14 protein-coding genes are annotated in these 14936 nt (G+C 59.3%); 10 read left to right on the top strand and 4 right to left on the bottom strand.

Annotated elements, in window-relative coordinates; genetic code table 11:
• The first annotated feature begins 290 nt into the window (after positions 1-290).
• Complete coding sequence (locus NF876_RS42530) at positions 291-461, top strand: hypothetical protein (RefSeq protein WP_262273680.1); 171 nt, start codon at positions 291-293, stop codon at positions 459-461.
• Positions 462-590: 129 nt separating this feature from the next.
• Here the strand turns inward: NF876_RS42530 and NF876_RS42525 are convergent, their stop codons facing one another.
• The 4 genes from NF876_RS42525 to NF876_RS42510 all read right to left on the bottom strand — a co-directional run bounded on the left by NF876_RS42525 (position 591) and on the right by NF876_RS42510 (position 4806).
• The gene (locus NF876_RS42525; RefSeq protein WP_262273679.1) at positions 591-1580 is read right to left on the bottom strand and encodes a TRAP transporter substrate-binding protein; all 990 of its coding nucleotides are present in this window, start codon (positions 1578-1580) and stop codon (positions 591-593) included.
• 26 nt (positions 1581-1606) lie between these two features.
• Positions 1607-2872: a TRAP transporter large permease gene (locus NF876_RS42520; RefSeq protein ID WP_262273678.1), complete on the bottom strand. Its 1266-nt coding sequence runs from the start codon at positions 2870-2872 to the stop codon at positions 1607-1609.
• Positions 2872-3468 carry a TRAP transporter small permease gene (locus tag NF876_RS42515; RefSeq protein ID WP_262273682.1) on the bottom strand — a complete coding sequence of 199 codons (597 nt, stop codon included), beginning with the start codon at positions 3466-3468 and terminating at the stop codon, positions 2872-2874. The genes NF876_RS42520 and NF876_RS42515 overlap by 1 nt, the downstream gene beginning before the upstream one ends.
• Before the next feature lie 375 nt (positions 3469-3843).
• Entirely contained in the window at positions 3844-4806 is a 963-nt protein-coding gene (locus NF876_RS42510) for a dihydrodipicolinate synthase family protein (protein WP_262273677.1), read from the bottom strand.
• A gap of 500 nt (positions 4807-5306) precedes the next feature.
• Here NF876_RS42510 and NF876_RS42505 point away from each other — a divergent pair, with 500 nt between their 5' ends.
• From NF876_RS42505 to lhpI, 9 genes are all read left to right on the top strand, one after another.
• Entirely contained in the window at positions 5307-6329 is a 1023-nt protein-coding gene (locus NF876_RS42505) for a 4-hydroxyproline epimerase (protein WP_262273676.1), read from the top strand.
• Positions 6330-6406: 77 nt separating this feature from the next.
• Complete coding sequence (locus NF876_RS42500) at positions 6407-7642, top strand: NAD(P)/FAD-dependent oxidoreductase (protein WP_262273675.1); 1236 nt, start codon at positions 6407-6409, stop codon at positions 7640-7642.
• 293 nt (positions 7643-7935) lie between these two features.
• Positions 7936-8745, top strand: coding sequence for an ABC transporter substrate-binding protein (locus NF876_RS42495; protein WP_373696802.1), 810 nt, complete (start codon positions 7936-7938; stop codon positions 8743-8745).
• 77 nt (positions 8746-8822) lie between these two features.
• Positions 8823-9488 carry an amino acid ABC transporter permease gene (locus NF876_RS42490; protein WP_262273674.1) on the top strand — a complete coding sequence of 222 codons (666 nt, stop codon included), beginning with the start codon at positions 8823-8825 and terminating at the stop codon, positions 9486-9488.
• Positions 9489-9498: 10 nt separating this feature from the next.
• A complete protein-coding gene (locus NF876_RS42485; RefSeq protein WP_262273673.1) occupies positions 9499-10152 on the top strand; it encodes an amino acid ABC transporter permease in 654 nt (217 codons plus the stop codon).
• A complete protein-coding gene (locus tag NF876_RS42480; RefSeq protein ID WP_262273672.1) occupies positions 10145-10867 on the top strand; it encodes an amino acid ABC transporter ATP-binding protein in 723 nt (240 codons plus the stop codon). The genes NF876_RS42485 and NF876_RS42480 overlap by 8 nt, the downstream gene beginning before the upstream one ends.
• Positions 10868-10930: 63 nt before the next feature.
• Positions 10931-11956 (top strand): trans-3-hydroxy-L-proline dehydratase, encoded by a 1026-nt coding sequence (locus NF876_RS42475; RefSeq protein WP_262273671.1) that lies wholly within the window; start codon positions 10931-10933, stop codon positions 11954-11956.
• 55 nt (positions 11957-12011) lie between these two features.
• Entirely contained in the window at positions 12012-13028 is a 1017-nt protein-coding gene (locus NF876_RS42470; protein ID WP_262273670.1) for an Ldh family oxidoreductase, read from the top strand.
• A gap of 14 nt (positions 13029-13042) precedes the next feature.
• The gene (lhpI, locus tag NF876_RS42465; RefSeq protein WP_262273669.1) at positions 13043-14788 is read left to right on the top strand and encodes a cis-3-hydroxy-L-proline dehydratase; all 1746 of its coding nucleotides are present in this window, start codon (positions 13043-13045) and stop codon (positions 14786-14788) included.
• Positions 14789-14936 lie beyond the last annotated feature (148 nt).

The following is a 14936-nucleotide window of genomic DNA, read 5'->3' as shown; positions in this document are numbered from 1 at the left end:
GAAGAGTTCGTCCTACGGTCCGCGCGAGCAGGGCCGCTACGCGCAGGAATTCTACACCACGGTGAAGACCGCCTATACCTTCGACGGCAACGGTCCTTACGTGCCGAAGACCAAGGGAAGCGAGTAACTGATACAGGCCGAATGGACGGAAAGATTCCCGGCTCTCCCGCAATCTGGATGAGAGGCCGGCTGCCCTTTCCAGCCCGGTGATGGCCTCTCGTCAACCTCGGGCGGAATTCCCGCCTCGTCTTCGTCAAACACCTTTCCACTCCCGCAGGAGCGTATCAAACGTGTCCGTCAAAGCGGGTAAGATCAGCGTCAGACCTATCTCAATCAACGAACCGATCAATATCATCATTGTCGCGTTCGCGGTGATTATTGATGCCGTGCGTATCGGCACGTTTAACGAGGACAAACGCCTCTCGGCCTTACAGATTGTTGGATCTGGCGTTGTCATATGAAGCTGGATAGCTCGTCGTATGACCTATTCCTTGTAGGGGACCACTCAAAGCGACAGCCTGACGTTGGGCGTCAGGCTGCGAAATTAGGCGGGTGAAGCATCCGCCGCACTCGGCGGTAAAAATGGCGCTTCAGAGCGTGGCGCCCACCTTGCGCAGCTCCGCGAGGACAGGGGCCTTCGGAAGCCAGATCTTGTCGTACTCGGCGATCACAGGATCCGCGTCTTTCACATCGGCAACGACGATCTTGACCGGTTGTTTTGAGAAGTTCTCCAAGAGGCCAGGCTGGTTGGCGACGATCTCATCGATCTCGGCATCGAGCGCTGTACGGGTAACTTTAGAGATCAGCTCACGATCAGTTGCTGGCAGGGTGGTCCAGACCCGGCCGGAGACCAGCGCCACCATAGGCATGTGAACGGCATTCATCCGCAGGATGGTCTTGGAGACCCGATCAAAGCGCTGATTCCAGGAGAAGTCGAGATCCGCCTCGAGACCGTCGACCTGACCATTAGCCATTGCATCGAACACCTGCGGAGTCGGGATTGGTGTGGGAGCAGCTCCCAGGATCTGGTAGAAATCACGGTAGGCGGGGGTCGGATTGATACGCAGCTTCATGCCTTTCAAGTCGGCGGTAGACGAGATGTCCTTTGCCGAGAACACCGCACGAATCGACGTGATGCCCCAGCCCAGGCCAATCGTGCCGGTCTCCTTCGGAAGATAGTCGAACAGACCAAGCGCGACGGGGTGACGGACGAGCTTCGCCACGGCCTCCGTCGACCGCACCACGTAGGGAGCGTTGATCGCCGCAATCGCCGGGACACGGGAGCCAAGCTCGGCTGCTTGGATGAAGGCCATGTCAAGAGCACCCGATTGGAGCTGTTGCATCATGGCACCTTCGTTGCCGAGCTGGCCGGCATGGAAGACGGTAAGCGAAAGGCGGCCATTGGTTTCCGCTTTCAGCGTCTCGCCGACTTTCAGGGCTGCGTTGTTCCAGGGATGGTTCGGAGGCGTAATGACGCCGAGACGAAACTCACGGCTCTGCGCCCGTAGTACAGTCGGAGCTGCAAGCGGCAGGGTTGCGCCTGCTGCCAGGGCAAAGAGATGGCGGCGGGAAATCGTCATGAGTGATGCTCCGTGCTTCTTTCAGGTTAGTTGACGAGGGCAAGCGAGAGGGTGGGCCAAACCGACAGAATGATCAGCATCAGGCAGGCAATGATGAAGAACGGGAGTGTCACCATGAACATCTTGCCTGGCTTGGCACCTGTTACGGCCGCCGCGACGAAGAAGCAGAGTCCGACGGGAGGCGAGAGGAGCCCGAGTACCAAGTTAATTACAACGACAACTCCGAAATGCCGCGGATCAATGTGATAAACCTCGGTAGCGATGGGCAGAAGGATCGGCACAGTCATGATCAGGCCCGGTACACCGTCGATCACAGTACCGATGACGATCAAGATGACGTTCACCAAAAGCATGAACGTGACCGGATCTTTAGCAATCGACTGGATCCAGCCCGCCACTTCCTGAGGAACCTTGCCAAAAATCAGAATCCACGAGAAGACCGCTGCTGCGGCGACCAGGAACAGAACGATTGCCGAGTAGATTCCTGATCGGAGCAGCATCTCCGGAACCTGGGAAAACCGGAACTCGCGCGTCCAGTAGCGACCAACTAGCGCTGCCGCAATTGCTCCGACGGCGGCTGCCTCCGTAGCATTGGCTAAACCTGTAAGGATGGATCCGACGATCACCGCTGGAATGGACAGCGTCGGCAAAGCCCGAAGCACAGTCATCACGCGCTCGCGCGGTGTCATACGTGCTCCAGACGGAAAATTGTGAATGAAGCCCATTACTGCAATGATGGTGCAAAACAGTACCGTCAACAGCACTCCGGGAATGATGCCAGAGATCAGCATGTCAGAGACAGGCACCTGGGCCAGCACACTGTAGACAACGAACATTACCGATGGTGGGATGATCGGGCCGAGCATTCCGGCATAAGCAGTTAGACCCGCCGCGAAGGTCTTGTCGTAGCCCTGACGCTCCATCTCGGGCACCATGATCTGAGACATGATGGCGACTTGAGCCGTGGCTGAGCCCAAGATCGATGCGACGAACATGTTGGCGAGTACGTTCACGTAAGCCAAGCCACCCCGCAATGCACCCACAAAAGCCATTGCCATTTCGACAATGCGCCGGGTGATACCGCCTCCGTTCATGATCTCGCCGATCAGGATGAAGAGGGGAATGGCGATCAGGCCATAGCTGTCGACGCCGCTGAACATCTGAAGCGGGTAGGATTGAAACAGCAAAGGGTTGCCGGAAGCGGCGATGTAGACGATCCCTGCAAGACAAAGGCATAGGCCGATTGGCACGCCAACCAGCATGATGGCAACAAAGGCAGCAGAAGTGACCATCAGTTAATCCCGTCACTTGTGGTGGGGCGGAACCCCGGAAAGGCGCTCCTGTCGACAATGCCGAGGTCTTCCAGCGTGTTGGCAAGGCCATGCAGCGTCATCGACACCGCGAAGATCGGCAGGACGAGGTACACGATCCAGCTCGGCCAATTCAGCGTTTGTGTGTGCTCTGTGTAGAGGAAATTAAAGGTCTCGCCCGCATAAGCTTTGGCGTCGAACCCCGCACGGGCAATCCCTATCGGATCCATCCACAACCAGCACATGATACCGAGTCCGGCGCCAAAGCCGACAACGGCCGATGCGGAGACGACCCGTGCAATCTTCTGCCCGCGCGGGGAGAGCCGTTCGGTGAGCATGGTCACGGCAAAGTCGAGCCGAAGCCGCGTCATGGCCGAAGCCCCGATGAAAGCGAGCCAGACTGTTGCATAAATGGCTGACTCGTCGATCCAGTAGATTGGCAGACCAACATAGCGGGTCGAGACATTCACAAGGATCAGCAGGGACAGAATTGCCATCAGGCTCATGATCGCGACGCGTTCGACAGCGAGCAGTCCATTGGAGAAGGCAACGAGCGCACGTATAGGCCATGGTGACATACGGGAGTCCGGCAACGGCTTGCTCTCCGATGATAAATTTCGTTCAATCGCTTGCACCCGCGCAGCTCCATTCAATCTCGACCGATGGGATACCGTATACAATCGACAGGTCAATTGCATCAGCTAGGCATTTTCCTTGGCAATTCGTAGCAGGTCGTCCCGACAATGCCTTCGACAGGCGGAGATGATGTTGAGTCGATCCTCGAATGGGGAGCATGACTGCCTTTTTACCACGCAGACACGGCTCAGGACCGAAGGCATCACCCTCAATATCGCGGAGATAGCAGTCCACGAGCGGATGTGGACCTTTGGGTCCGTCGCCGTGGGCGAGGTCAGAAAAGGCCCGCCCATTGGGCGGGCCTTCCCCATCGCTGATCAGGCGGCGTATTTCTGCACCGCACCGGACTGCTTGCTCCAGTCAGCATACCATCTGCTGAAGAGGTCGAGCTGCGTTTCCACATAGCCGCGCTGGCTGTCTGACAGGACATCCGACTCATTGAAATGCAGGGTGTACTCCTTGTCCCCTTTCACGACCATCATGTGCTTGAAGTATAGCACCAGATCCGGGCCCTCGTCGAAGGAAGACAGGACTGCCAAGGCATTCTCGAGTTCGAGAGCACGGGCGCGGGCGTCCGCATCGCCGGCGGCTGCGGCCACTGACAGGTTGCAGAGATGCAGCACTTCCTTCGGGAGGACGTTGCCGATGCCCGTAATGGCGCCGGTCGCGCCGCAGTTGACAAAGCCGTGCACGACTGCCGTGTCGACGCCGACCATCAGCGTTACATCATTATCCCGGCTGGTGATGTTCTCGGCCGCATATCGCATGTCGGCAGGGCCGCCGAACTCCTTGAAACCGACCAGGTTCGGATGCTCGGCACGCAGGGCGAAGAACAGGTCGGCACGGGTGGCGAAGCCATAGTACGGGCTGTTGTAGATAACGGCTGGTAGATCAGGGGCAGCAGTGAGGATCGCCTTGAAATGAGCCTTCTGCGCCGCCACCACCGAGCCGCGGGAAAGCACGCGAGGTATCACCATGAGTCCTGCGGCGCCGATCTTCTGGGCATGGGCAGCATGAGCAACGGCGGACGCGGTATTGACAGCACCCGTTCCCACGATCACGGGGATACCTGCCTTGACGAGGCGCTCTACGCCTTCCATGCGCTGGGCGTCGGTCAGGAGCGGCCAGTCACCCATCGAACCGCAGTACACAACCGCCGACATGCCGAGCTCAATGAGCTCCTTGCCCTTCTTGACCAAGGCATCGAAGTCCGGCGTGCGGTCCGCTTTGCACGGGGTCATCAGCGCCGGTATAACGCCGGAAAAAGCGTTGGATTTCATGTGGTTCTCCTTGGGAGTCCTGTTTTATGCCTATCCAATCAACGCCAGTACCCCAATCTGTTCGGGTGCAGTCGCAGACTTTTCAGCAATATTAGTCAGTTTGAGATTGACTGATCTTGCGCCGCCCTCCTTAGAAGACAGGACAGGAATCGGCTTGACATCGGCGATTTTATACAATCTACACTAACTGGTGTCAACGCCTCATCGCAGGAGATCAGACAACATTGGCGAAGAACCGCACTTGGAACTCGTACAGTGCATAGAGTTGTGCGAAGGGATTATAGGCTGCGATTTGGCACTCACCCGTCCCTGTGCCTTCCGAAGGAGCTGAGAAGATCAGATCAAAGTCGAGGCGATATGGACAAGACGCTAAGGTCGTCCAGAGCTCCCCGATGTGGGCTTGATGCCTGCAGCCTGATAAGGTGACGGCGGAGGAGCGGCATCTTCTTCGTCTCTTTACTGTCCATTCACGAGAAAAATTCCTACCTACGAGCAAAGCGATGGCACGTCATACCTTTTTCTGCATAGACGGTCACACCTGCGGCAACCCGGTCCGCGTGGTCGGCGGCGGCAGCATTCCTCAGCTGAAAGGCGAGACAATGTTCGAGCGCCGCCAGCACTTCCTGGCGGAGTACGACTGGATCCGCACCGGACTGATGTTCGAGCCGCGCGGGCACGACATGATGTCCGGCTCTATCCTCTATCCGCCGACCCGTCCCGATTGCGATGTCGGGATTCTGTTCATCGAGACCTCGGGTTGCCTGCCCATGTGCGGCCATGGCACCATCGGCACTGTCACCATCGCGCTTGAGAACGGCTTGATCTACCCCAAGACACCCGGACTCCTGCGGCTCGATACGCCGGCCGGTGTCGTCGAAGCACGCTACGAACAGAATGGCCCCTTCATCGAGCGGGTCCGCATCACCAATATTCCGTCCTTCCTCTATGGGACCGGCTACGAAGTCGAGGTAGAAGGACTTGGGCATCTGACCGTGGATGTCGCCTATGGCGGCAATTTCTACGCCATCGTCGAGCCGCAACCGCTCTACTCCGATCTGGCCAACATCAATCCATCAGACGTTCTGCGTTGGAGCCCCAAGCTGCGAGAGGCATTCAATGCCCGCTATCAGATCGCCCATCCGGAAAACCCGAGCATCAATCGCCTGACGCACGTCCTGTGGACCGGCAAAGCGCAGACGCCGGAAGGCACGGCCCGCAACGCAGTGTTCTATGGCGATAAGGCAATCGACCGTTCGCCCTGCGGCACGGGCACGTCAGCTCGCATGGCCCATCTCGCCGCCCGCGACCAGCTTCATGAAGGCGAGGCCTTCGTGCATGAGAGCATCATCGGCTCGACCTTTACCGGCCGTATTGAAGGCCGCGCGAAGGTTGGCGATCGTGATGCCATCATCCCGTCTATCGAAGGCTGGGCACGAGTGACTGGTTTCAACACTATCTTCATTGACGACCGTGATCCCTTTGCGAACGGCTTCCAAGTCGTGGATCAAACCCGCCCTGCGTAGGATCGGGTAAATACGTTGGGCGGCTCGAAGACCGAGTCGCCCTTGTCTTTGAGGTATTCTCCACAACAGGTTTTATGATGCGGATCGCGATTGTTGGCGCAGGTATCATCGGTCTTGCGGCGGCTCATGGGCTTCTCGACAAAGGGCATCAAGTCACTCTTGTCGATCCCGGCAATGATCAGCAGCGTCCAACCGACGGCAATGCGGGCTGGATCGCGCATATGGACGTGATGCCGCTGGCGTCACCCAAGGCCTGGAGAAACCTGCCTCGCTGGATGATGGATCCGCTCGGGCCGCTCACCATCAGACCAGCTTACCTTCCCGCTCTAGCCCCGTGGCTGTTGCGTTTCGTCTTAGCCTCATCCCCTGCCCGTATCAAATCCAGCATCGCCGCGATTCGCGCGATTAACGCAGAAGCCTTGCCGTCGTGGAAAGCACTTCTCTCTTCTTTAAGCTTGGAACGCCATCTTCGTGAGAAGGGGATTCTCTCGGTCTGGAGAAGTCGCAACCACTTCCTGCGAGCCGAAGACATTATTGCCCTTCAGAAGAGTTTCGGTATCCCGCTGGAGGTCCTTAAGCCAGAGGACCTGAAGGACATTGAGCCAGCGCTACACAGCGTCGAAGCGGCAGTCCTTTATCAGGATGGCTGCCACGTCTCCGACCCCGCGCTACTTGCCGCCGATCTGTTGCGGCTCGCATTGGAGCGTGGGGCCGAACTTGTCTCTGCAAGAGCATTATCCGTCGAACCTGCAAGCGATGCCATTCACATCCGCACGGACGGATCGGCGAAGCCTGTGATGGCAGATCGTGTTCTGATCTCCTCCGGTGTCTGGTCGCGGGCACTGGCCAAGCAACTGGGCGATGCTATTCCACTCGATACGGAGCGGGGCTACAATGCCACTTATACGAAGGGCACGTTCGGCCTCAACCGTCCGGTGATGTTCGAGGGCGAAGGTTTCGTCACTTCGACGCTCGATACCAGCGATCGCGTCGGTGGTTCCGTGGAATTCGCCGGAACGCAGGCTACGCCCAATCACGAGCGCACCTCGGCCATGGTCACACGCCTCAAACGCTTCCTGCCCCATCTTGATGGGAATCAGCCTGCTGAGCGCTGGATGGGTTTTCGTCCTTCGATTCCGGATTCCCTGCCCGTCATTGGTCAGGCCAGGCGCGACAAGCGCATTGTCTATGCGTTCGGCCATGGCCATTACGGCTTGACGCAAGCCGCTATCACATCGCGTCTCGTCACAGAGCTGGTGGACGGCAAACCAAGTTCTCTCGATCTGACCCCGTTCTCGGCTCAACGTTTTTGATAGTATGCGTCAACGCTGTTGATGTAACGCACAAGTCGAATTGAAGTAGACGCTCAAGAAAGTTCGCCACGCCCACACATGTGCGCTGCTCCGTCATGCACGTGACCCAAAACTTGAGTTCGTGACGCCTGTATACACAGGCACCTGATCAACTGCTACGCAATGCCGCTCGCGCCTTGAGCAAATTGGCACATAGTTTCATGTTGCAAATTGTATCCAATATGCGATTGTGTGCGCACTGATCCCAGGCGAGGACTGCCGGGCTCGGACACCAACAACCAGGGGACCGAATGATGAAACTGAGGACCACTGCGGCCGCACTTGTTCTGGGCATGCTCGCCGCCATACCTGCCAAAGCCGACAAGCTCGATGACATCATTGCTTCCGGCACGCTGCGTTGCGCCGTAACACTTGATTTCCCGCCCATGGGCTCGCGCGACGAGAAGAACCAGCCGATCGGTTTCGACGTGGACACCTGCAACGACCTCGCCAAGGCGCTCGGCGTGAAGGCCGAGATCGTGGAGACCCCGTTCCCGGATCGTATCCCGGCGCTCGTCTCGGATCGTGCGGATGTGGGCGTCGCCTCAACCTCAGACACGCTAGAGCGTGCCAAGACGATCGGTTTCTCGATTCCCTATTTCGCGTTCAAGATGGTCGTCCTCACGAAGGAGGGAACGGGCATCGACACCTACGAGAGCCTGAAGGGCAAGAAGACCGGCTCGACCTCAGGAACCTTCGAGGCCATCGCGCTGGAAAAGGACGTCAAGAAGTGGGGCGGAGGCTCGTTCCGTCCGTACCAGACCCAGGCTGACGTATTCCTCGCGCTCTCGCAGGGCCAGATCGACGCGACTGTCGTCACCAACACCGTTGCCCAGGCAACTGTGAAGTCGGGTAAATACAAGGGCTTCGTGGTGAAGGGCGATGCGCCTTACGTGACCGATTACGTGTCGCTGATCGGACTGCGTCAGGAGCAGGGTCTGCTCAACTACCTCAACCTCTTCGTGAACCAGCAGGTTCGCACGGGTCGCTACCAGGAGCTGTACGACAAGTGGGTGGGCGGCGGCGAAGCCCCCGACCTGACCGTCAAGGGCGTCTATCGCTGATGAGCTGTTGAGCAGGCGGAGGCCGAGCTGCGCCTCCGCCCCTTTGACGCCATGCCGTTGTTCGGACCGCACCCATCATGTTGAACTATACATTTCACTGGCGCCCGGCCTTCAACGCGCTCCCGGACATGCTGTGGGGCGCGCTGGTGTCTCTCCAGATTGCCGTGCTGTCGATGGTGATCGGCGTGGTCATCGCTGTGTTCCTGGCGCTCGGCCGCCAGTCGGACAACAAAGTCTTCTATGGCTTCTCGACCGGGTGGGTCGAGCTGGCCCGCAACACGCCCGCCCTGTTCCAGATCTACATGACCTATTTCGGACTGGGCTCCTTCGGGATCCATCTCGATTCCTACGTGGCGCTCCTCGCCGGCATCGCCTTCAACAACGCAGGTTATCTGGCGGAAACTTTCCGCGGCGGCCTTCGTGCCATTCCGTTCACGCAGACGCGCGCCGCCCGCTCGCTCGGCATGACCGCACCTCAGGCCTTCCGCCTCATCGTGCTGCCGCAGATGTTTCGTATCGTGTTCTATCCCATGACGAACCAGATGGTCTGGGCGCTGCTGATGACGTCGCTCGGCGTGACGGTCGGCCTCAACACCGATCTTACCGGCGTCACGCAGGATCTGAACGTGCGCACGTTCCGCACCTTCGAATTCTTCGCGATAGCCGGCGTGATCTATTACCTGATGGCCAAGCTCATCACTCTCTCGTCGCGCCTCTTCGCCTGGCGCCTGTTCCGGTACTAAGGAGACGGCGATGTTTGAGACAAGTCTCACTTGGAACGACGTTCTCTTCCTCCTGCATGGCGCCGGTGTCACTCTGTCGATCACCTTCTGGGCGGTGCTCGGCGGCACCATTCTGGGGATGCTCTTCGGCCTTGTCCGCGCCACCTCGCCGTGGTGGGTCAACGCGCCGGTCGGGTTCGTGCTGGATATTCTCCGCTCCGTGCCACTCCTGATCCAGTTCGTGCTCGCAAACTCGTTCAAGTCCATCCTGAAGCTCAACCTGACGGCCTTCACGGTGGGCTGCGTGGTGCTGGCGCTCTACACGGCCGCCTACTGCGCCGAGATCGTGCGCGGCGGCATCCTGGCCGTGCCGCCGACCACGCGCCGGGCGGCCCGGTCGCTCGGCATGACCTACACTCAGGACCTGACCAACATCGTCTTCCCGATTGCGCTGCGTGTCGCACTCCCCAGCTGGATCGGCCTCACGCTCGGCGTCATGAAGGATACGGCACTCGTTCTCTGGATCGGCATCGTCGAGCTTCTACGTTCATCGCAGGTCATCGTGACCCGCATCCAGGAACCGCTCTTCGTTCTCTCGATTGCAGGCCTGATCTACTTCCTCATGAGCTTCCCGATCGCCCGGCTCGGGGCACGGCTCGAAAAGCGGTGGCGCGAAAATGATTGAGTTGAAAGATGTTCGGAAATCCTTCGGCACCCTCGAGGTGCTGAAGGGAGTGAGCCTCACGGTTCAGAAGGGCGAGGTGCTCTCGGTCATCGGTGGGTCGGGTTCGGGCAAGTCCACGATGCTCATGTGCATCAACGGGCTCGAGCCCATCCAGGGCGGACAAATCCTGGTCGACGGCATTGATGTCCATGCCCGCAGTACGGACCTCAACAAGCTCCGGCAGAGAATCGGCATCGTGTTCCAGCAGTGGAATGCATTTCCGCATCTCACCGTGCTCGAAAACGTCATGCTCGCGCCCCGCAAGGTGCTGGGCAAGAGCAAGAGGGAAGCCGAAGAGATCGCCGTCAAGCAGCTTACCCATGTGGGCCTCGGTGAGAAGCTGAAGGTCTATCCCTCCAAGCTCTCCGGTGGCCAGCAGCAGCGCATGGCCATCGCACGAGCGCTCGCCATGTCGCCCGACTACATGCTGTTTGATGAGGTGACCTCCGCGCTCGACCCCCAACTCGTCGGGGAGGTGCTGGATACCCTGAAGATGCTCTCGGAAGAGGGTATGACCATGATCCTGGTCACGCACGAGATCCGCTTTGCCCGTGACGTGTCGGACCGGGTTGCGTTCTTCCATAAGGGTTTGATCCACGAGATCGGCAAGCCGGAGCAGGTGATCGGAAACCCGCAAAAGCCTGAAACCATTGACTTCCTCAAGTCGGTCCTCTGACGGCTTGAACAAGCCCACGCCTCATGAACTCGTTTCCAAGTCATCCCGATCCCGGAGAGCACAATGCGCACGTCAAAGGTCGTTCATGTCGTCAGCTGTCATGCTGAAGGGGAGGTGGGCGATGTGATTGTTGGTGGTGTCGCGCCACCTCCGGGGGATACCATATGGGAGCAGTCCCGGTTCATCGCTAAGGACGAGACGCTGCGCAATTTTGTTCTGAATGAGCCCCGTGGAGGCGTCTTCCGGCATGTGAATCTTCTTGTGCCTCCAAAGGATCCACGGGCTCAGATGGGCTGGATCATCATGGAGCCGGCGGATACGCCGCCGATGTCGGGCTCCAACTCGATGTGCGTCTCTACTGTGCTCCTCGACACTGGCATCATTCCCATGCAAGAGCCGATCACCCACATGGTTCTCGAGCCGCCGGGCGGCCTCATTGAGGTTGAGGCCGAATGCAGGAACGGAAAGGCCGAACGGATCCGAGTCCGAAACGTCCCGTCTTTCGCGGATAAGCTCGATGCGAAGCTGGAGGTCGACGGAATTGGCACCATCACTGTTGATACCGCTTATGGCGGCGACAGCTTCGTTTTAGTGGATGCGGCTACACTCGGCCTCAGCCTGGCGCCCGATCAGGCACGCGATATAGCTCAAATAGGCATAAAGATCACCAAAGCCGCCAATGAGCAGCTCGGCTTCAAGCATCCTGCCAATGACTGGGGGCACATCTCGTTCTGCCAAATCACGGATCCCGTCATGATGAAAGACGGTGTCCTGACCGGCAAGAACGCCGTCGCGATCCGCCCCGGCAAGATCGACCGTTCTCCGTGTGGAACCGGATGCTCGGCCCGCATGGCAGTTCTACATGCAAAGGGCCAGATGAAGATCGGCGACAGGTTCGTCGGCACCTCCCTCATTGATACAGAGTTCCATTGCAGCATTGATCGCGAAGTCGACATCAACGGAAAGCCCGGTATCAGCCCGATCATCTCCGGCCGGGCGTGGGTGATCGGCACGCAGCAGCTCATGGTCGATCCTGCCGATCCATTCCCCACCGGGTACCGCCTGTCGGATACCTGGCCGCAGATGTAAGGCCGAAGAGAACGCATCGTCCGAGAGAAGCCGATTGAATGGACAAGGAATAAGCATGAGCGAAGAAGTCTCCCTATCGCTGGATGAGGTCCGGCGCATCAGCATCGATGTTCTGAAGGCTGGTGGCCTGTCGCAGGAGCATGCTGAAGCTATTGCTGGCGTAATCTATGCAGGGCAGCGGGACGAATGCCATTCCCACGGCATGTATCGGCTGCTTGGCTGCGTGCGCTCCGTGAAGGAGGGCAAGGTCAATCCAAATGCGGTGCCGGATGTGGTGGATCACGCGGCGGCCATCGTGCGCGTGAACGCACATTACGGATTTTCGCCCTTATCCTTCGAGCGCGGCAAGCCACTCCTGGTGGAGAAGGCCCTCACCCTGGGCCTCGCAGCCATGGCCATCAACAACTGCTATCACTTCTCGGCCCTCTGGCCGGAGGTGGAAGCCATCTCCGCCGACGGGCTCGTGGCGCTGGCCATGACGCCGAGCCACAGCTGGGTCGCGCCTGCCGGCGGCAAGAAGCCCGTGTTCGGCACGAACCCGATTGCTTTCGCCTGGCCCCGCCCTGACGGTCCTCCCTTCGTGTTCGATTTCGCCACTAGCGCCATCGCACGTGGCGAGATCGAGTTGCACCGGCGCGCAGGAAAACCCATTCCGACCGGCTGGGCCATTGACAGCGGCGGCAACCCGACGAATGATGCGACCGCCGCTCTCGCCGGCGCCATGCTCACGTTCGGCGGCTACAAGGGCTCAGCCTTGTCTGCAATGATCGAGCTCATGGCGGGACCGCTCATCGGCGACATGACGAGCGCGGAATCCATGGCCTTTGACGAGGGCGTGGGCGCCGCCCCCTGTCACGGCGAGCTGATCCTCGCCTTCGACCCCAAGGTGTTCCTGGGCGCGGACGCAGGCCAGCACATTGCCCGTGCCGAAGAGATGTTCGACGCCATTGTGGGCCAAGGTGCCCGCCTGCCATCGCAGCGCCGTTATGAGGCGCGGGAGCGCAGCAATGCGAACGGCGTTCACATCCCGAAGGCGCTTTACGATGAGCTGCAGGCGCTGCTGCCGCGTTGACGAAGGAAGCCGCCATGAGCGCAGCCGTCTTCTCTGGAACCACCTTCGTCGGTGGCGAAGCTCTCAGTGAGATCATCTCCAGCGACCTGGAGCTAAGCTTCTGGGGCGGCGTAGATCCTGCCACCAGTGAGGTGATCGACCGGCATCATCCCCTCAGCAGACAGGTTCTAACCGACAAGGTTCTTGTAATTCCTGGTGGGCGTGGATCCTGCTCGGGTACCGGCGTGATCCTGGAGCTGCTTCTCACCGACAAGAGCCCTGCGGCCATTGTAACCGAGCGGGAGGATGACATCCTGACCCTTGGTGTTGTGATTGCCGAAGAAGTGTTCGGGAGATCCATCCCGGTTATTATGCTCGATCCAAGGGACTTCCGTCAGGTTGCAGCTGCACGTTTCGCCCGGATCGCCGGCAATCGCGTCGCATGCGGCAACGACGCTGCAGCTTTGCGGGAACTCCGGCTACACCAGGATCAGACGGAGCATTCCGCACCGCGGATCGAACTGAGTGATGCGGACCAGGCTTTCCTCGACGGCGTGCATGGCAAGGCCTCTCAGGTTGCGATGAGGGTCATCGTGCGTATGGCCCGGCTGCAAGGCGCAGACCGCCTCATCGACGTGACGCAGGCGCATATCGACGGCTGTGTCTATACCGGGCACGGCGGCCTTAGGTTCGCTCAGCAGCTGCGGGATTGGGGCGGCAGGGTTGTTGTGCCGACGACGCTCAATTCCATATCCGTCGATTATCGGCGCTGGCGCGTGCAGGGTATCGACCCCGCTTTCGGAGAACCAGCAAGCCAGCTGGGCGACACCTATGTGGACATGGGCGCGCGGCCTACATTCACCTGCGCGCCTTATCTGCTTGATTCCGCACCAGCTCAAGGCGAGCAGATCGTATGGGCGGAATCAAATGCCGTCGTATATGCCAACAGCGTGCTCGGCGCCCGTACGATGAAATATCCCGACTTCCTCGATATATGCATCGCGCTTACGGGCCGCGCGCCGCGTGCCGGGTGCCACATCGAGAGCAACCGGAGAGCGGCTCTTCAAATCAATCTGCCGAAATTAAAGAACCTCGACGATGCGTTCTATCCGCTGCTTGGCTATCACATCGGCCTGCTCGCCGCGAACCGCATTCCCGTCGTTGTTGGCTTAGAACAGGCGACACCTTCCCAGGATGATCTGAAAGCTTTTGGCGCTGCCTTTGCGACCACATCGAGCGCCCCGATGTTCCATATCCTCGGCGTAACGCCCGAAGCGGCAGCTTTGGGCGACGCGACTGACGGACAAACCAGACCGGCATTCGACATTCACTTCGAAGATCTGATTCGGAGCTGGCGTGAACTCGATAGCGCCACGGATCGATCAGTCGATCTGGTGTCGCTCGGGAACCCGCATTTTTCGTTCAGCGAGTGCGAAAGGCTCGCCACACTCTGCCGCGGCCGTACGAAGCATAAGGACGTGGCAGTGGTCGTCACGTGCGCACGTGCTACGCACGACAGGGCGCGCGAGGCCGGCCTTGTGTCGGAGCTCGAACGTTTCGGCGTCGAGTTCGTCACCGATACCTGCTGGTGCATGATCATCGAGCCAGTGATCCCATCGAAGACGACAGTTATCATGACCAACTCCGGAAAATACGCCCATTATGGTCCGGGTCTTACAGGCCGCCGTTTCCACTTTGGTAGCCTCACCGCATGCGTTGAAGCCGCATGCACGGGCATCACAAGTGCCGAGCTTCCGCCGTGGTTACGGTCCTATTATTGATCCGGCTTGGGTGCTCTTGACATCTGCGGTCGTTGACCCAAGTCGGCGGGATGAAGCATGTGGATATGCGCAAGCTGCCAGCAGCCGCGCAAGAAGAGCGCCGCCGGCAGGTCGTCGGCCTGCGCGAGAGCGGGCTGACCTATGAGGC

It is taken from the genome of Microvirga yunnanensis, assembly GCF_025460875.1.
Note: the sequence above shows the minus strand (reverse complement) of the source record. Positions and strands in the feature narration are given on the sequence as shown.